The organism is Rhizobium skierniewicense Ch11 (assembly GCF_023757665.1).
GTDB lineage: Bacteria > Pseudomonadota > Alphaproteobacteria > Rhizobiales > Rhizobiaceae > Agrobacterium > Agrobacterium skierniewicense.
On record NZ_RXPG01000030.1, the window covers coordinates 292,044 to 310,268 of the forward strand.

Below are 18,225 nucleotides of genomic sequence, written 5' to 3' on the forward strand. Positions count from 1 at the left end.
AGATGACAGATGGCCAATCTGCTGCGCAAACCAACCGGAAAGACCGGCAAGGTTCACGATATCACGCCTGAAAGTGCCAATTGGGGTTATGTTGGTTTCGGTCTCTACCGGCTGAAACCAGGCGAGACGGCGACTGAGGAAACCGGGGATACCGAAGTCATCCTGGTTCTGGTCGAAGGGAAGGCTGACGTTTCGTCCGAAGACAAAAAATTCGGCGAACTCGGCGATCGCATGAATGTGTTCGAGCGCAAGCCGCCACACTGTGTCTACATTCCTGCCGGGTCCTCATGGTCGGTAACCGCCACAACAGATTGTACCATCGGCGTGTGCACCGCACCGGCCAAGCCGGGCAGGGAAGCGCAGATCATCGGCCCCGATGGTATTTCGCTCAGCGAACGCGGCAAGGGTGCCAACACGCGCTACATCTTCCCCATTGCCATGGAAGATCGCGATGTGGCCGACAGCCTGCTGGTCACGGAAGTCTTCACCCCCTCCGGTCACTGGTCGTCCTACCCGCCGCACAGGCATGACGAGGATAATTTCCCCGACATGACCTATCTGGAAGAAACCTACTACCATCGCCTCAACCCGGCCCAGGGCTTCGGTTTTCAGCGGGTCTTTACCGAAGATGGCTCGCTGGATGAAACCATGGCCGTTTCGGATGGCGATGTGGTGCTTGTGCCAAAAGGCCATCACCCTTGCGGCGCGCCCTATGGCTACGAGATGTATTATCTCAACGTCATGGCGGGACCGATGCGCAAGTGGCGGTTCGAAAACCATCCGGATCACGACTGGATATTCAAGCGAGATAACGGTTAACACCCAGGCGCCGATGATCAAGCGCATGACAGGAAGGTTCGGACGTATCAGGGTTCTTGAAAGACCCTCAGGCGCCTCGTATTGACCATGTGTCTTCAGGTAGGAGCAGAACAAGGCATACATCGCACCCCGCTCTTACCTGTGTAAATTTTCGGGTCAAACCCGATGATGATGGTATTGGTGTGGGCATCTGTCATGCGCCCGAAAAAAAGGGGGCAGCGAGCTGCCCCCCGGATCGTTTGTCGCAGCAGACTACTTCTGCCAGCTCTTGACCAGCTCATCATAATTGACGGTCATCGGCTTTTCTTTTTCCTCGGCGATCTTCAGCTGTGGTGCAAGGTTGCCCTTCGAGGCGGCGTCCTTGTTCCAGTATTCAAGATCGTGCTCTTCAGCCAGCTTTGGTCCGATTTCGCCCTGAACGCCTGCACGTTCCAGACGCTGCATGACCTTTTCCTGTTCGGCGCAAAGCGAATCCATGGCTTCCTGCGCGGTCTTTGCGCCCGACGAGGCGTCACCAACTGCCTGCCACCACAGCTGTGCCAACTTTGGATAGTCAGGAACATTGGTGCCGGTTGGCGACCACTGAACGCGGGCTGGCGAGCGGTAGAACTCGATCAAGCCACCGAGTTCCTTGGCGCGCTTGGTGAAGCTCTCGTGGTTGATCGACGAGTCGCGGATGAGCGTCAGGCCGACATGGCTCTTCTTCACGTCAACGGTCTTGGACGTCACGAACTGCGCGTAGAGCCATGCGGCTTTGGCGCGGTCATCAGGAGTGGACTTCATCAGTGTCCAGGAACCCACGTCCTGATAGCCAAGCTTCATGCCGTCTTTCCAGTAAACGCCGTGCGGGGAGGGGGCCATACGCCATTTCGGCGTGCCATCCTCGTTGACGACGGGCAGTCCCTTCTTGACCGCATCAGCCGTAAAGGCCGTGTACCAGAAGATTTGCTGCGCGACTTCGCCCTGCGCCGGGACCGGGCCGGATTCGGAGAAGTTCATACCCTGTGCTGCTGGAGGTGCATAGGCTTTCAACCAGTCGAGATATTTCTGGATGGCGTAGACCGAGGCTGGTCCGTTGGTGTCACCGCCACGGGCAACGCAGGAGCCGACCGGCTGCGATTTCTCGTTGACCTTGATGCCCCATTCATCGACCGGCAGGCCGTTCGGAAGGCCCTTGTCGCCGTTGCCAGCCATGGACAGCCAGGCATCGGTGAAGCGCCAGCCGAGCGACGGGTCTTTCTTGCCATAATCCATATGGCCATAGACTTTTTTGCCGTTGATTTCGCGACCTGTGAAGAATTCGGCAATGTCCTCGTAGGCAGACCAGTTGACGGGAACGCCGAGGTCATAGCCATACTTGGCCTTGAAGTCGGCCTTGTTCTTTTCGTCGTTGAACCAGTCATAGCGGAACCAGTAGAGGTTCGCGAACTGCTGGTCAGGAAGCTGGTAGAGCTTGCCGTCAGGTGCTGTCGTGAACTTGGTGCCGATGAAATCCTTCAGGTCGAGACCGGGATTTGTGACGTCCTTGCCCTCGTTGGCCATCCAGTCCGTCAGGTTGCGGGCCTGCTGGTAACGCCAGTGGGTGCCGATGAGATCGCTATCGTTGACGAAGGCGTCGTAGATGTTCTCGCCAGACTGCATCTGCGTTTGCAGCTTTTCCACCACGTCGCCTTCGCCGATGAGATCGTGCGTCAGCTTGATACCCGTGATTTCGGTAAAGGCTTTTGCCAGTACCTTGGACTCGTATTCATGCGTCGTCAGTGTTTCCGAGACGACCTTGATATCCATGCCGGCAAAAGGTTTTGCAGCATCGATGAACCATTGCATTTCCTTTTCCTGATCAGCGCGGGAAAGGCTGGAGAGATCACCGATTTCCTTGTCCAGAAAGGTCTTGGCCTCGTTCATTCCGGCATTTGCCACGCCTGATATGGCCAGAAGTGCCGCCGCCGTCGTCGTCAAAAGATGCATTCGCATAATAATCCTCCCAAGGTTTTGCGATTGCGTAGATGCATATCCGGGCGGTCCTCCCTCCCGGTATTCCCGTCAGCCAGCCTATACGAAGCGGAACACGCCAATCGCATAGACGACCGAAAGAGCCAGTGCCCACCACAGGCCGGGGCCAACGAGGCCAAGCCAACCGAGGTGGATGAATGCAGAGCCGAGCAAAGACACGAACAGCCGGTCGCCGCGCGTGGTCTCGAACCGCAATATGCCGACGCGCGGATTGCCGCCGGGCGATACATATTCCCAAATTCCCATGCCGATCAAAAGCGCCAGAATGGTCAGAAAAAACAGAGCCGTGGGGAGTGTCCACGCCATCCAGGAAAAACTCATCGATCTCTTCCTTTCTCAGACGCGGCCGAGGGCAAAGCCCTTGGCGATGTAGTTTCGGACGAAATAGATGACCAGGGCGCCGGGAATGATGGTCAGCACCCCAGCCGCTGCCAGCACGCCCCAATCCATGCCGGAGGCTGAGACCGTGCGGGTCATGGTCGCGGCAATAGGCTTGGCAGCTGTGGTCGTCAGCGTTCTGGCCAGCAGCAGTTCCACCCACGAGAACATGAAGCAGAAGAAGGCCGCGACACCGATGCCGCTGGCAATCAGGGGCATGAAGATTTTCACGAAAAAGCGCGGGAAGGAATAGCCGTCGATATAGGCGGTTTCATCGATTTCCTTGGGAACGCCCGACATGAAGCCTTCGAGGATCCACACCGCCAAGGGAACGTTGAACAGGCAGTGAGCAATCGCAACGGCGATATGCGTGTCGATCAAACCGAAGGCGGAATACAGCTGGAAGAACGGTAGGGCGAAAACGGCAGGTGGCGCCATGCGGTTGGTCAAGAGCCAGAAGAACAGGTGCTTGTCGCCAAGGAAGCGATAGCGAGAGAACGCATAGGCGGCAGGCAAGGCGGCGGCGACCGAAATGACGGTGTTCATCACCACGTAAATGATGGAGTTGATGTAGCCATTATACCATGCCGGATCTGTGAAGATGATGGTGTAGTTTCGCAATGTTGGGTTCTGCGGCCACAGCGAGAACGCACCGAGAATTTCACCGTTTTCCTTGAAGCTCATATTCACGAGCCAATAGATCGGCAGCAGCAGGAACAGGATGTAGATCGTCGGGATGAGGAAGGAGAAGCGGGCGATGGATTTTGAATTGCTCATGATGGTCTCCTTTCTCAAGCCTGTTCGTCGCTGTTGGTCATGACGGTGTAGAAGATCCACGAAAGGGCGAGGATGATCAGGAAGTAGATGATCGACATCGCCGCTGCCGGACCCAGATCGAACTGGCCAACGGCCATCTTCACGAGGTCGATGGAGAGGAATGTGGTAGAGTTACCAGGACCGCCGCCGGTCACGACGAAGGGTTCGGTGTAGATCATGAAACTGTCCATGAAGCGCAGCAAAACGGCAATCAGCAGCACGCGCTTCATCTTCGGCAACTGGATGTAGCGGAAGACCGACCAGCGCGACGCCCCATCGATACGGGCCGCCTGGTAATAGGCATCGGGTATGGAGACCAGGCCGGCATAGCACAGCAGAACCACAAGGCTCGTCCAGTGCCAGACATCCATGATGATGACGGTGGCCCATGCATCGACCGGATCCTGCGTATAATTATAGTCGATACCAAGCATGGACAGGTAATGGCCGAGAAAGCCGATGTCGACGCGCCCGAAGACCTGCCAGATGGTGCCCACGACGTTCCACGGGATGAGAAGCGGCAGCGCCATCAGCACAAGGCAGACCGGCACGCCTAGACCGGTTTTCGGCATGTTGAGCGCAATGAGAATGCCGAGCGGAATCTGGATTGCCAGAATAACGAAGGAGAAGATCAGGTTGCGCATCAGCGCATCCCAGAAGCGTGGCGAATGCAGCATCTGCACGAACCAGTCCGTTCCGGCCCAGAAGAACTGGTTGTTTCCGAACGTATCCTGAACCGAGTAGTTGACGACCGTCATCAAAGGAATGACGGCGGAAAATGCCACCAGGATCAGAACCGGGATGACCAGAAACCATGCCTTGTTGTTGAACGTCTTTTCCATGGTTCAGGCTCCCGTGCCAACGCGCCAGCTATCGGCGTAAATGCCGATGGCTTTTGGATCGAAAGTGACGCGCGGTTCTGATGGGATATCCGCGTCCTCCGGCACCACCACCGTCAGCGGATGTCCGGCGAAGTTGGCACGGACGATCTTCTGTCGGCCGATATCCTCGACCTTGCTGACTGTGATGGGCATGCCCTCGCGACCCAGCGAAATGAATTCCGGGCGAATGCCGAGTTCCGTCTTCGCGCCCGACGTTACACCCGGGGCTGCGTCGAGCAAGACGTATTGATCGCCTATTTTTGCCTGTGCGCCATCGAGCGATACAGGCATGAAATTCATGCCGGGCGAACCGATGAAGTAACCGACGAAGGTATGGCTTGGTCGCTCGAACAATTCAGCGGGCGTGCCGATCTGCACGATCTGGCCGTCATACATGACGACGACCTTGTCGGCGAAGGTCATGGCTTCCGTCTGGTCATGCGTGACATAGACCATGGTGAAACCGAACTGCTTGTGCAGCCGTTTCAACTGCGAGCGCAGCACCCATTTCATGTGCGGATCGATGACGGTCAGAGGCTCATCGAACAGGATGGCGTTGACATCGTCGCGGACAAGGCCTCGGCCCAGCGAAATCTTCTGTTTCTGATCCGCGGTCAGGCGATTGGCGCGACGCTTTGCCATCGCGCCAAGATCGATCATCTCCAGGATTTCGTTGACGCGACGATCCACATCTGTCTCCGCTACGCCGCGATTGCGCAGTGGAAAGGCCAGATTATCGTAAACCGTCATCGTGTCGTAGATGACCGGAAACTGGAACACCTGCGCAATGTTGCGCTGTTCCGTCGGCAGGTTCGTGACGTCTCGGCCGTCGAACAGGATGCGGCCGTCCGAAGGATTGATCAGGCCGGAAATGATGTTGAGGAGGGTGGTTTTACCGCAGCCGGATGGGCCGAGCAGCGCATAGGCACCGCCATCGCTCCATTCGTAATTCACTTCCTTCAGGGCGTAATCGTTGGCTGCCTTGGCCTTGGCGTTATAGGCGTGGCGGATATGATCGAGACTGATGCGTGCCATGGTCTCTTCTCCTCACGCGGCTGCTGGTTGGGGACGTGCAAGCGAGCTGCCATTCGCATCGAACGCCATCAGATGGCGGGTATCCAGATAGACATCGACCTGACGGTCCGGTTCGATATCCAAAATACCGCGCGTCAGCATCACCCAGCGGTTGCCAGCAAAATCGACGTGAATGAAGCTTTCCGAACCGGCGATTTCCGAGATCAACGTCTTTGCCCCAAGCTTCACCGCACCGTTGTGGGTTGGTGTCGGATAGAGGTGGTGCGGATGGAACGCGACGGTGACAGGGCCATCGGCAATGCCTGAGAGGTGCGCGGGTACGTCGAACACCGGCTGGCCGTTATACAGGAACGATGCACCGGAGCGGGTCAGTTCCATGATGTTGAGTGGCGGATCAGCGAAGGTCCTGGCAGAGACGAGATCGACCGGATTTCTATAGAGTTCAATGGTGCTGCCATACTGGGCAATGCGCCCCTGATGCATTGTGGCGGTGTTGCCGCCTAGAAGCAGTGCTTCGGATGGTTCGGTCGTTGCGTAGACAAAGATGGCGCCGGACAGTGCGAAGATCTTTGGCAATTCCTCACGCAATTCTTCGCGCAGCTTGTAATCGAGATTGGCCAAAGGCTCGTCCAACAGAACAAGACTGGCATTCTTCACGATGGCGCGTGCGAGTGCTGTGCGCTGCTGCTGACCGCCGGAAAGGTTGAGCGGCGTGCGGTCGAGATAGGGCGTAAGGCGGAGCAGATCGGCAGCGCGACGCACTTCCCGATCGATCGTCGCCTTGTCCTTTTTGGCGATGCGCATCGGGGAGGCGATGTTTTCGTAAACGGTGAGCGCCGGATAGTTGATGAACTGCTGGTACACCATGGCGACGCTGCGATCCTGCACGCGCTTGCCGGTCACATCAGTGCCATCGAACAGCAGTTGCCCTTCGGTGGGCTTATCCAGACCGGCCATCAGCCGCATCAGAGATGTTTTCCCGGATAGCGTCGGCCCCAGCAGCACGTTGAGCGTGCCCCGCTTGAGGGTCAAATTGGTTGGGTAGATGTGGTAATCACCACCCACCATCTTGGCGATATTGCGTAATTCCAGCATGCTGTCCCGAGGCCTCCCAACCTGCAAGATATCTGCTTCAAATTTTCAAACGCCTGCCGATCGCGGCAAACGTCAAGCGGCGATAGCTGTCGCCATGTAAGTATCCAGCGCGGCTGCTTCCTCCTTGGAGAAGTGCAGCCCCTGCTTCGTTCTGCGCCACAGCACGTCGTCGCTGGTTCTGGCCCATTCCTGGCGGATCAACCACTCGATTTCGCGTTCGTAGAGATCGCCACCGAAATGTTGGCCAAGTGCTGCCATGCTCGTCGCATCGGCAAGGATCGCATGTGATTTCGTGCCGTAGAGGCGCACCAGTCTGCGCGCTTGCCGCTCCGATAGAAAGCTATATTTCGCCTTGAGCCTGCTGACTTCAGCCTCATAACCAGTCGCTGCGAAGTCGCCGCCCGGAAGCGAACTCTTGGCCGTCCAGGGCTTGCCCTTGTCGCCGATGGCTTCCGCTACCTTCTCCAACGCGTGTTCCGCCAGACGGCGATAGGTTGTCAGCTTGCCGCCGAACACGTTGAGAAGAGGTGCCTGCCCATCGGCATTTTCAAGCTTCAACACGTAGTCGCGTGTTGCTTCCTGCGCACTGGACGCACCGTCGTCAAACAGCGGGCGCACCGCCGAATAGGTCCAGACGATGTCGTCTTTCGTGACCGGCTCGGCGAAATATTCACTGGCAGCGTTGCACAGGTAATCGGTCTCCTCGCCGCTGATTTTCACATCTGCAGGATCACCATCATAGTCGCGGTCAGTCGTGCCAATCAGCGTGAAATCCGTCTCGTAGGGGATCGCAAAAATAATGCGGTTGTCGGGGTTCTGGAAGAAATAGGCCCTGACATCGTTGAACTTCTTTTTCACGATGATGTGGCTGCCCTGAACCAGACGGACATTGTGAACCTGATTTTTGCCGGCTGCGTTGGAAAGAACATTATCTACCCAAGGGCCGGAGGCGTTGACCAACATGCGCGCCTGAACGGACTTGACGGTGCCGGTCGCGCTTTCCTTGATATCAATATTCCACAGCTCGCCGTTACGGCGAACGGATACCACTTTCGCGCGGCTCATGATGTCTGCGCCACGGTCGGCGGCATCACGGGCATTCAGAACAACGAGGCGAGCGTCATCCACCCAGCCGTCTGAATATTCAAAGGCTTTGGTGAAGAGCGGCTTCAACGGCTTGCCTGCGGGATCGCGGCGCATGTCGAGCGATTTCGTGGCCGGCAACAGTTTGCGACCGCCCAAGTGATCATAGAGGAATAGACCGAGGCGAATGAGCCAGGCGGGGCGGATGCCGCCCCTGTGAAACGGCAAAACGAAGCGCATCGGCCAGATGATGTGCGGTGCCATGGCCCAGAGGACTTCGCGCTCCATCAGCGCTTCCCGCACCAGACGAAACTCGTAATGTTCGAGATAGCGAAGGCCACCGTGAATGAGCTTGGTTGCCCCTGAAGAGGTTCCGGAAGCAAAATCGTTCATCTCGGCCAATGTCACGGAATAGCCGCGTCCGGCGGCATCACGGGCAATGCCGCATCCGTTGATGCCCCCACCGATCACGAAAATATCGCGAACCGCCTGTTCCGTCACGTCACTCTCCCTGATGCGACATTCCGCCGCTTATTCTTGGAATTCGAAATTAACAGGAGTTAAAATGAAAACAAAGTGAATGTCAAACGAATGCTCATCATTTCAGTTTTCAGGCTTCGAACGTTCGGTTTCGATTAAATGAACGTCGTTTTCGGTGCAAATGGCTTTTACGGATTCAAGCGGACAGTGGTCTGTTATGAACGTGTGGACCTGCGAAAGATGACCTATTCTGACCGGTGCCGTGCGCTCGAATTTGCTGGAGTCGGACACGAGAATGACGTGCCTCGCATTTGCGATGATGGCTTGCGCGACCTTCACCTCACGAAAGTCGTAATCCAGCAGGGCGCCGTCCTTATCAATGGCCGATACGCCGATCACGGCGTAGTCCACCTTGAACTGGCGGATGAAATCTACCGCGGCTTCACCGACAATACCGCCGTCTGTGCCGCGAACGACACCGCCGGCAATCACGACCTCGATGTCGGGAAATATTCTTAACCTGTTGGCAACGTTGATATTGTTTGTAATAACCATCAACTCCCGATGCGCGATCAATGCCTCGCCGACTGCTTCGGTGGTTGTGCCAATGTTGATGAGCAGCGATGAGTTGTTCGGGATAATCTCCGCAGCGGCGCGTCCAATCGCCTGTTTTTCCGCCGCAGCAATCGAGCGTCGTGCCTCGTATTTCACATTTTCCCTGCTGCTGGGAAAGATCGCGCCGCCATGGATTCGTGTCAGTGCGCGGGCTTCGCAAAGATCGTTCAGATCCTTGCGGATCGTCTGCGCCGTGACTGAAAATCGCGAGGCCAGATCGTCGACGCTGACCTTGCCTTCGGATTTTGCGAGGTCAATGATATCAAGCTGGCGCGATGAGAAAAACATGGATGCTTCTACCCGACCTTATCTGTGGACTTTCGTTTTATTGCATTTTTTTTGAAAACGAAAGTGTGGCCTCGGGCCGGTTTGGAGAAAGGTTTTCCACAACTAGCCACCTGGTGAGAGTTCTAATTTGTCCGCCTGATAAATATTGGGGTTGCGCCTCAGCGGATTTTGTCCTTGTTTGCGCGCTCTCACACTTTATGGGGAAATTAAAAAAATGCAGACTATAAAAACAACAACGCGCGCCGCTATCCTGCTCGGCTCGCTTCTGATTGGCGCCAGTTCAGCTCTCGCAGAAACCGTTCTGCATCGTGGAAATTCCGGAGAGCCACAAACTCTCGATCAGGCGCAGACGTCGATCGATATCGAAGCTTTCATCGTGAAGGACCTTTATGAGGGTCTGACCACCTATAGTGCTGATGGTAAGATCATTCCTGGTACCGCCGAAAGTTGGACCTTGTCGGATGACGGCACGGTTTACACATTCAAGCTGCGCGAAAATGCCAAATGGTCCGACGGTACGCCTGTGACTGCCGAGGACTTCGTGTTTTCCTATCAGCGCGTCGAGGACCCGAAGACGGCGGCGAAATACGCAAACATTCTTTACCCCATCAAGAATGCAGAAAAGATCAACAAGGGTGAAGCCAAGCTCGAAGAGCTCGGCGTGAAGGCCGTGGACGCGAAAACGCTCGAAATCACGCTTGAGCGCGCGACCCCTTTCTTCCTTGAACTGCTGGCGCACCAGACAGCGCTTCCGGTTTCCAAGGCAAGCGTCGAAAAGAACGGCGCCGATTTCGTGAAGCCCGGTGTGATGGTATCCAACGGTGCCTACACGCTGCAGGCCCACGTTCCCAATGACAGCCTGACAGTCGTCAAGAACCCGAACCACTGGGATGCTGCCAACACCAAGATCGACAAAGTCATCTTCTATCCGATCGATGACCAGGCCGCGTCCGTTCGTCGTTTCGAAGCCAAGGAAATGGACCTGGCCTACAACTTCTCGGCAGATCAGCTAGACCGGCTGCGCAAGTCCTATGGCGATCAGGTCCATGTGTCTCCGACACTTGCGACGTACTATTACACCTTCGACACACGCGAAGCGCCGTACAACGACGTTCGCGTTCGCCGCGCGCTTTCCATGGCCGTTGACCGCGATTTCCTTGCCAAGGAAATCTACAGCGGATCGCAGCTTCCATCCTATTCCATGGTACCGCCCGGCATGGGTAGCTACGGCGAGCCTGCGAAGGCCGATTTCGCGTCCATGTCGCAGCTCGACCGTGAAGACGAAGCCGTGAAACTGATGAAGGAAGCCGGTTACGGTGACGGCGGCAAGCCGCTTTCCGTCGAAATCCGTTACAACACAAACCCCAACCACGAGCGTGTCGCGACAGCCGTTGCCGATATGTGGAAGACCACATTTGGTGCCAATGTCTCGCTGGTCAACCTCGACGTCGCATCGCACTACGGTTACCTGCAGGAAGGTGGCAAGTTCAACGTTGCCCGTGCTGGCTGGGTTGCCGACTATGCGGACGCTGAAAACTTCCTCGCGCTGTCTGTCTCGTCCAACAAGACCTTCAACTATTCGAAGTTCAACAATCCTGAATTCGATGCCTTGATGAAAAAGTCTTACGATGAGAAAGATCCTGCTGCCCGCAACAAGATCCTGCACGAGGCGGAGACCATTCTGATGAAGGAACAGCCGGTTGCGCCGTTCCTGACACAGGCGGACCTCTGGCTGGTTTCCAACCGTGTCAAGGGCTGGGTGGACAATGCCAACAACGAGCACCTCAGCCGCTTCCTGAGCGTTTCCGAATAAGCAGTGCTGCCACGGTGGTTCTGAAACATGTCGCGCATCCCTGCGCGACATGTTTGCGAGAACGGGCTAAAGTCACGGCGGGTGAAATCCCGTTGACCTTTGCCGCCGTGCCATGCCGGAGCCTGACATTTATGATCTCTTTCGTTCTGCGCCGTTTGGCGAGCGCCGTGCCGACGTTGTTTATCGTCGTCACGATTTCTTTTTTTCTGATGCGGTTTGCGCCAGGCGGTCCGTTCAATCTTGAGCGTCCGCTGCCCCCGCAGACCATGGAAAACCTGATGAGAACCTATCATCTGGATGAACCATTGTGGCGTCAGTACCTCATCTACATGAAAAACGCCGTGACCGGCGATTTCGGTCCCAGCTACATTTATAAGGACAACACCGTTGCCCAACTGATTGGCAAGGGTCTGCCCTATTCGCTGGAACTCGGTTTCTACGCGCTTTTGCTGGCGTTGGTCGGTGGCGTGCTGGCGGGGACGTTCGCAGCCCTGCGGCAGAACAGTTTTTTCGATTTCTCGCTCATGTCGTTTTCGACGGTTGGCGTGACCGTGCCCAACTTCGTCGTCGCGCCCGTGTTGACGCTGGTCTTTGCCGTTCTGCTCGGTCTTTTGCCCGCCGGAAGCTGGGGCGATGGTTCGCTGCGTTATCTGCTGTTGCCAATGATTGCGCTGGCGCTGCCGCAGCTTGCTGTCATCGCGCGGCTGACGCGCGGCTCGATGATCGAGGCGTTGCGGATGGATCACATTCGCACCGCCAAGGCCTATGGTCTGCCTGCTCGAACCGTCGTCATCGTCCATGCCATGCGCGCGGCGATGCTGCCGGTGGTTTCCTATCTTGCACCTTGCGCCGCGGCACTTCTTACAGGTTCTGCCGTCATCGAAACCATCTTCACCATTCCCGGTGTCGGGCGGTATTTCGTGCTGGGTGCTATCAATCGTGACTATACGCTTGTCATGGGAACGGTCGTTCTCATCGCGCTGTTCGTCATCGTTTTCAATCTGGTGGTCGATATTTTGTACGGCCTTCTTGATCCGAGGGTCAGACATGACTGATATCCCCGGCACATCAGCCGTTTCTCCTTCGGTGAAAAGCCGAAGCCTGTTCCAACTCGCAACCATGCGTTTCCGACGAAACACAGCCGCCATGGCCGGTTCGGTCATGCTGTTGCTGATCACGCTGTTTTCGTTTCTAGGCCCGCATTTCCTCACCCACACCTATGATCAGGTGTTTTCGTCCTACGTCTCGGTGCCGCCCAGCCTCGAAGCCCGGCCCGATGCCGGTAGTCTTCAGGGTGTGATGGACGGGGTTGCCGGTCGTGCACGGGTCGACCTCAAGGAATTCGCGGTCGAAGGCCAGAAATTTACGGCGACCGTGACGTCGTCCAGCCAGATCGATCCGCGCACGACGCGCTATTTCGACCGTGCCAATGAGTTCGAAAACACCACAGTCGTGGCCACCGAAGACGATGGCCGCACGCTGAAGATCGAAGGCGATGTGAACCGAGAATATTTCTTCTTCGGCACAGACAGCAACGGTCGCGACCTTCTCGTTCGGGTCATGCTGGGGGGGCAGATCTCGATTGCGGTCGGCGTTCTCGCCAGCCTCGTCTCACTCGGTATCGGTGTCGTCTATGGCGCAACCGCAGGCTATATTGGCGGGCGTGTCGATAATGCGATGATGCGCTTCGTGGAAATTCTCTATTCGTTGCCTTTCGTGTTCCTGGTCGTTGTGCTCGTCGTGTTCTTCGGGCGAAGTTTCATCCTGATCTTCCTTGTCATCGGGGCGGTGGAATGGCTGGATATGGCGCGCATCGTGCGTGGCCAGACGCTGGCTCTCAAACGGCGTGAATTCGTGGGTGCCGCGCAGGCGCTGGGCCTGACAGACTGGCAGATCATCCGCCGTCACATTATTCCCAACACCATCGGACCGGTGGTCGTTTTTGTGACTGTGGTGGTGCCGAAGGTCATTCTTCTGGAAAGCTTCCTGTCATTCCTCGGTCTTGGCGTTCAGGCGCCGTTGACCAGCTGGGGGGCGCTGATTTCCGAAGGTGCCAGCAATATGCAGTCGGCTCCATGGCTGCTGATCTTCCCGGCGACCTTCTTCGTGCTGACGCTGTTTTCTCTGAACTTTGTGGGCGACGGTCTGCGTGACGCGCTCGATCCCAAGGATCGCTGACATGAATACGACATCTGACAACATCCTGACCGTGCGCGGTCTCAAGGTCGATTTCACCACGCCAGACGGTGATGTCAACGCCGTGAAGGGTATCGATCTCGACGTGAAAGCGGGAGAGACGCTGGCCGTCGTGGGAGAATCCGGCTCCGGCAAAAGCCAGACCATGATGGGTATCATGGGTCTGCTCGCTGCCAATGGCCGCGTTCAGGGCTCCGCCCAATACAGGGGGCGCGAACTCGTTGCTTTGCCGGTGGATGAGCTGAACAACATCAGAGGCGCGAAGATCACGATGATCTTTCAGGAGCCAATGACGTCGCTCGACCCGCTCTACAAGATCGGCAAGCAGATCGCCGAGCCGATCATTTACCATCGCGGGGCCAGCAAAGCCGAAGCACGGGCGCGCGTTCTGGAACTGCTGAAGCTCGTCGGTATTCCTGATCCGAACAGACGGATCGATAGCTACCCACACGAGTTGTCGGGTGGTCAGCGCCAGCGCGTGATGATCGCCATGGCGCTTGCCAACGAACCGGACCTGCTGATCGCTGACGAACCGACCACTGCGCTGGATGTCACCATCCAGGCGCAAATTCTTGACCTGCTCAAATCCCTTCAACAGCGTTTCGGGATGGCGGTGGTCCTCATCACGCATGATCTGGGTGTCGTCCGACACTTCGCCGACCGGGTTGCTGTCATGCGGCGTGGCGAGATTGTGGAAACGGGAACGACGGAAGACATTTTCGAGCGTCCGCAGGCCGATTACACCAAGATGCTTCTGGATGCCGAGCCCAGTGGTCACAAACCACCTGTCGGCCCGGATGCGCCGGTTGTTCTGTCCGGTCAGAATGTGACGGTTGACTACCAGATACCTGGCGGCCTTTTTGCCAAGGCCAGTGCGTTTCGAGCGGTCGAGGGCGTCACCGTCAATCTGCGCCAGGGGCAGACGATCGGTATCGTCGGCGAGTCCGGTTCGGGAAAATCGACGCTGGGCCGCGCATTGCTGCGGCTGACGCCCTCCACGGGGCGGTTGTTCTTTGGCAAGACGGACATTTCCGATCTCGACAGAAAAGCCATGCGGCCGATGCGGCGTCAGCTTCAGCTGGTGTTTCAGGACCCGTATGGTTCGCTTTCTCCCCGCCAGACAGTGGGTGAAATCATCACCGAAGGTCTGTATGTCCATGCCCCGGAACTCAGCCGCGCCCAGCGTGACAAGCGGGCCGTCGAAGCGTTGACGGAAGTGGGACTCGATCCAGCGGCCCGCAACCGTTATCCACACGAGTTCTCCGGTGGCCAACGCCAGCGCATCGCCATCGCACGCGCCATCATCCTCAAACCGGATGTGGTCATTCTCGATGAACCGACCTCCGCGCTTGACCGGTCGGTGCAGGGGCAGGTGATTGACCTGTTGCGTGATCTACAAACGGCCCATGGCCTGTCCTACATCTTCATCAGCCATGATTTGTCGGTGATCAAGGCAATCTCGGACTACGTCATTGTCATGAAGGATGGAAGGATTGTCGAGGAGGGAGAGACCGATGACGTCTTCAACAACCCGACTGCCGATTATACCAGGACTTTGATCCAGTCAGCCTTTACGGCCGATGCTGCATAAACCCTATCCCGGCGTCGTTGCCGGGACTTTTCTTGGTGCCTGTAGGGAACAAGCGATCTCCATGCACGTTATTACCCCTGAAAATTCATATGTGCCGCGATCAGGGCACACAGGAGGGAATATGTTCAAGCTAGTGCAGATTACGGGTCTTGCCGTTGTCATGGCAGCATCGGGTATTGCGATGACGGCGCCCGCCAAAGCGCAGGATATAGAGTTGCAGATCGGCCGCGACGGCGTGCGCCCCGTGATCCGCGACCGCGATATGGATCGCCGCGGCCCACCACGCGACCGCGGTTGCAGTGAGCGCGAAGCCCGCGCTGCTGCCCGCGCATCCGGACTTCGTGATCCGGAGATCGTCCGGGTCACGCCACGTCGGGTCGTCGTCGAGGGTTTCACGCGCCGCGGCCAGGACACGATCACATTTGCAAACGTTCGCGGCTGCCCTGAAATCTAAGCCATCGGAACTGCGAAAACACGTTTTATTGAGACCCGCCATGTGCGGGTTTCTTTGCGTTCAAGCCATAGACGACAATTTGGATTAGTAATTTCTAAAGTTAGCTGTACTAATAAACATAGCTGGTTGTTCACTATTGAGGATGGGTGCGGTGTTCGCTGTACTTGAATGCGTTGCGTTACAACATGATCAACATACTGTTGCCCTTGCTGCCGTCATCGCTCTTCTAGGGATGTTGTCTTTCTTCCATCTGCTTCTTCGCGCAGATGAGAGTCCCTTGAAACGGCGCCCCTACTGGGCGTTGGTCGCAGCTTTCGCATCGGGCCTCAGCGTTTGGGCGACGCACTTTATCGCCATGCTCGCCTATCAGGGTAGTCTGCCAATCGGTTTCGATTTTCCGTTTACAGCTTTGTCTGCGGTGGTCGCTGTTGCAGGTTTCTGGCTCAGTCTGCAATTCCTGTGGCATAAGACTGGCGCGGCGGTTTTGTCCGGCGCAATCATCACGGTCACCGTCGCTGCCATGCATTTCATTGGCATGGCCGGGATGCAGGTAGCGGCGACACTTGAATATCGCATTGCCCCCATTGTGGTCGGCACAGCTGTCGCGGCTGTCTTTTTTACTGCGTCCTTTATCTTTTTTAAGCGCCTGCGGGGGTGGAAACAGATCGCTACCGCAGCTCTTGCATCCATAATTGGTGTGCTTGCCCTGCATTTCACCGCCATGTCATCAACCATCCTTGTCCCAGATCCGAGCATTGTCGGGCCACTTGATGACAGTCTTGATCGCCTGTTTTTGATGGCGGCCATCAGTGGTGTCACATTCGTCGGGTTGGCGCTCACCGGTGCTGCCGCATTGGTAGACAGGTATCTGGTCGACTTGAAAGGCCTGGTCGGAGCGACGCTGGATGGCTTGGCTGTTGTCCGAGATGGTCGCATCGTTGAGGTCAACACTCGCTTTGCTGCACTTTTCGATACCAGTGAGGCTTCCCTTATCGGTGAAAATGCCGATGACCTGATGCATGCCGATGATGGTATTGCTGCGCATCTTCCTCGCGTTTCAGCTGTGGAGGCCGTCCCGAACAGGGGTGACAGGTCCCGTACGTTTGAGCTTGCCGTTCGAACGATCGAGTATCGAGGCCGTCCCTGCGAGGTCATGGCCGTTCGTGACCTGACCGAAAAACGCCGTGCCTTGCGGGAAATTGAGTATCTGGCTCGACACGATGTTTTGACTTCGCTCGCCAACCGAAAACTGTTCCAGGAGCGGTTGAGCAACCATATCGCCATCGCACAGACCGATGACGAATTCGCGCTCCTGTCTCTCGATCTCGACCGGTTTAAAGCCGTCAACGACCTTTTCGGACACGCCGAAGGCGACCGTGTTCTCAAGGACGTCGCGCGGATATTGCAGCAGACCGCGCGGCCTGGTGATCTTGTGTCCAGACTGGGGGGCGACGAGTTCGTGATACTGACAACATTTGGCACGACAGCCGAAGATGCACGCGGACTCGGTGAGCGTATTCTGGCGACGTTTCGGCAGGAGATGGACTATGTCAGCGATCCAACAGCTGTCGGCGTAACGATCGGCATTGCTGCCTTTCCGGGAAATGGCAATGACATCGAAACGTTGATGCACGCAGCGGATCTGGCGCTCTACCGTGCCAAGATCAATGGTCGCGGCATCATTGCCTTTTACGATCCGGCGATGGATCAGGAAACCAAGGAGAAGCGGCGGCTGGAGTCCGATCTTCGTCAGGCCATCAGTCGCAATGAACTCGAGCTTTTGTATCAACCGGTTCATTCCGTCGAAAACGGCGAGGTTGCCGGCTACGAAGCGCTGGTGCGGTGGCGGCACCCCACGCGCGGCATGGTACCCCCGGATGTCTTCATCCCCATTGCGGAGGAAAGCGGCATCATCATCGCGCTGGGAGAGTGGATATTGCGGGAAGCCTGCTCCACAGCCGTGCGCTGGAAGCCGCATATCAAACTGGCGGTGAATGTATCTCCCGTCCAGTTTTCGCTTGCCAACCTTTCCTACACCATCTGCTCGGTCTTGAAGGAAACCGGCTTGGCGCCCTCGCGCCTTGAACTTGAGATGACCGAGGCTGCACTTTTGAAAGACAGGGCAGTGACGCTGGCGACGATGCGACAATTGAAGGCACTGGGCGTTACGATCGTGATGGACGACTTTGGAACAGGTTACTCCTCGCTCAGTAATTTGCGCAGTTTTCCGTTTGACAAGATCAAGATCGACCGGAGCTTCATTGCAGCCATGAAGCATGACGAAAATGCCCACTCCATTGTCCGCGCCATCATCGGTCTTGGCCGCAGCCTCGACTTGCCGGTTACGGCGGAGGGGATCGAGACAGATAGCCAATACAGAATGGTTGTCGATGAGGGGTGCACGCAGGCACAGGGCTATCTTTTCGGACGGCCAGGAAGAGTGCCGTCCCGCAATAGACAGGCGGAAAAAGCGGAGGTGAACTAGACGGCAGAGACCTCTTGCGTCACGCGTCCATTTGGCCAAAAAAATTAATGACCATCGGAAGAAATTTACGTTTTATAAACCATTCTTCATCTCGATTTCGGTAAACGAAACATACCGTTACGTAACTGGTTGCCAATTGGCCACACAGGGCGATCCACGTATCACGGCATTTTCAATTTTCGG

General features: G+C 56.6%; 15 protein-coding genes. 7 read left to right on the forward strand and 8 right to left on the reverse strand.

Annotated features, from left to right (window positions below; all coding sequences use genetic code 11):
- Positions 1–9: 9 nt before the first annotated feature.
- Complete coding sequence (gene iolB, locus EKM04_RS21245; RefSeq protein WP_183893331.1) at positions 10–819, forward strand: 5-deoxy-glucuronate isomerase; 810 nt, start codon at positions 10–12, stop codon at positions 817–819.
- 252 nt (positions 820–1,071) lie between these two features.
- Here the strand turns inward: iolB and EKM04_RS21250 are convergent, their stop codons facing one another.
- The 8 genes from EKM04_RS21250 to EKM04_RS21285 all read right to left on the reverse strand — a co-directional run bounded on the left by EKM04_RS21250 (position 1,072) and on the right by EKM04_RS21285 (position 9,503).
- A complete protein-coding gene (locus tag EKM04_RS21250; RefSeq protein ID WP_183893333.1) occupies positions 1,072–2,793 on the reverse strand; it encodes an ABC transporter substrate-binding protein in 1,722 nt (573 codons plus the stop codon).
- 78 nt (positions 2,794–2,871) lie between these two features.
- On the reverse strand, positions 2,872–3,153 hold the full coding sequence (locus EKM04_RS21255) for a DUF2160 domain-containing protein (protein ID WP_174155083.1): 282 nt from the start codon (positions 3,151–3,153) through the stop codon (positions 2,872–2,874).
- A 15-nt stretch (positions 3,154–3,168) separates the two neighbouring features.
- Entirely contained in the window at positions 3,169–3,987 is an 819-nt protein-coding gene (locus EKM04_RS21260) for a carbohydrate ABC transporter permease (RefSeq protein ID WP_178111639.1), read from the reverse strand.
- Between the two features lie 14 nt (positions 3,988–4,001).
- Positions 4,002–4,868: a carbohydrate ABC transporter permease gene (locus EKM04_RS21265; protein ID WP_077106305.1), complete on the reverse strand. Its 867-nt coding sequence runs from the start codon at positions 4,866–4,868 to the stop codon at positions 4,002–4,004.
- 3 nt (positions 4,869–4,871) lie between these two features.
- Complete coding sequence (locus EKM04_RS21270; RefSeq protein ID WP_183893335.1) at positions 4,872–5,942, reverse strand: ABC transporter ATP-binding protein; 1,071 nt, start codon at positions 5,940–5,942, stop codon at positions 4,872–4,874.
- Positions 5,943–5,954: 12 nt separating this feature from the next.
- Complete coding sequence (locus EKM04_RS21275; RefSeq protein ID WP_183893337.1) at positions 5,955–7,037, reverse strand: ABC transporter ATP-binding protein; 1,083 nt, start codon at positions 7,035–7,037, stop codon at positions 5,955–5,957.
- A 72-nt stretch (positions 7,038–7,109) separates the two neighbouring features.
- A complete protein-coding gene (gene glpD, locus EKM04_RS21280; RefSeq protein ID WP_183893340.1) occupies positions 7,110–8,621 on the reverse strand; it encodes a glycerol-3-phosphate dehydrogenase in 1,512 nt (503 codons plus the stop codon).
- 102 nt (positions 8,622–8,723) lie between these two features.
- The gene (locus EKM04_RS21285; RefSeq protein WP_183893342.1) at positions 8,724–9,503 is read right to left on the reverse strand and encodes a DeoR/GlpR family DNA-binding transcription regulator; all 780 of its coding nucleotides are present in this window, start codon (positions 9,501–9,503) and stop codon (positions 8,724–8,726) included.
- Positions 9,504–9,717: 214 nt separating this feature from the next.
- Here EKM04_RS21285 and EKM04_RS21290 point away from each other — a divergent pair, with 214 nt between their 5' ends.
- The 6 genes from EKM04_RS21290 (at position 9,718) to EKM04_RS21315 (ending at position 18,042) form a co-directional block, all read left to right on the forward strand.
- Positions 9,718–11,316, forward strand: a complete 1,599-nt coding sequence (locus tag EKM04_RS21290) for a peptide ABC transporter substrate-binding protein (RefSeq protein WP_183893344.1) — start codon at positions 9,718–9,720, stop codon at positions 11,314–11,316.
- Between the two features lie 131 nt (positions 11,317–11,447).
- Positions 11,448–12,371 (forward strand): oligopeptide ABC transporter permease OppB, encoded by a 924-nt coding sequence (oppB, locus tag EKM04_RS21295; RefSeq protein WP_183893346.1) that lies wholly within the window; start codon positions 11,448–11,450, stop codon positions 12,369–12,371.
- Positions 12,364–13,494, forward strand: coding sequence for an ABC transporter permease (locus EKM04_RS21300; protein ID WP_183893348.1), 1,131 nt, complete (start codon positions 12,364–12,366; stop codon positions 13,492–13,494). The genes oppB and EKM04_RS21300 overlap by 8 nt, the downstream gene beginning before the upstream one ends.
- 1 nt (position 13,495) lies before the next feature.
- Positions 13,496–15,103, forward strand: a complete 1,608-nt coding sequence (locus EKM04_RS21305) for an ABC transporter ATP-binding protein (protein WP_183893351.1) — start codon at positions 13,496–13,498, stop codon at positions 15,101–15,103.
- A gap of 121 nt (positions 15,104–15,224) precedes the next feature.
- Entirely contained in the window at positions 15,225–15,557 is a 333-nt protein-coding gene (locus EKM04_RS21310) for a hypothetical protein (protein ID WP_174155058.1), read from the forward strand.
- A gap of 151 nt (positions 15,558–15,708) precedes the next feature.
- Entirely contained in the window at positions 15,709–18,042 is a 2,334-nt protein-coding gene (locus tag EKM04_RS21315) for a bifunctional diguanylate cyclase/phosphodiesterase (protein ID WP_183893353.1), read from the forward strand.
- The last annotated feature ends 183 nt before the right edge of the window (positions 18,043–18,225 follow it).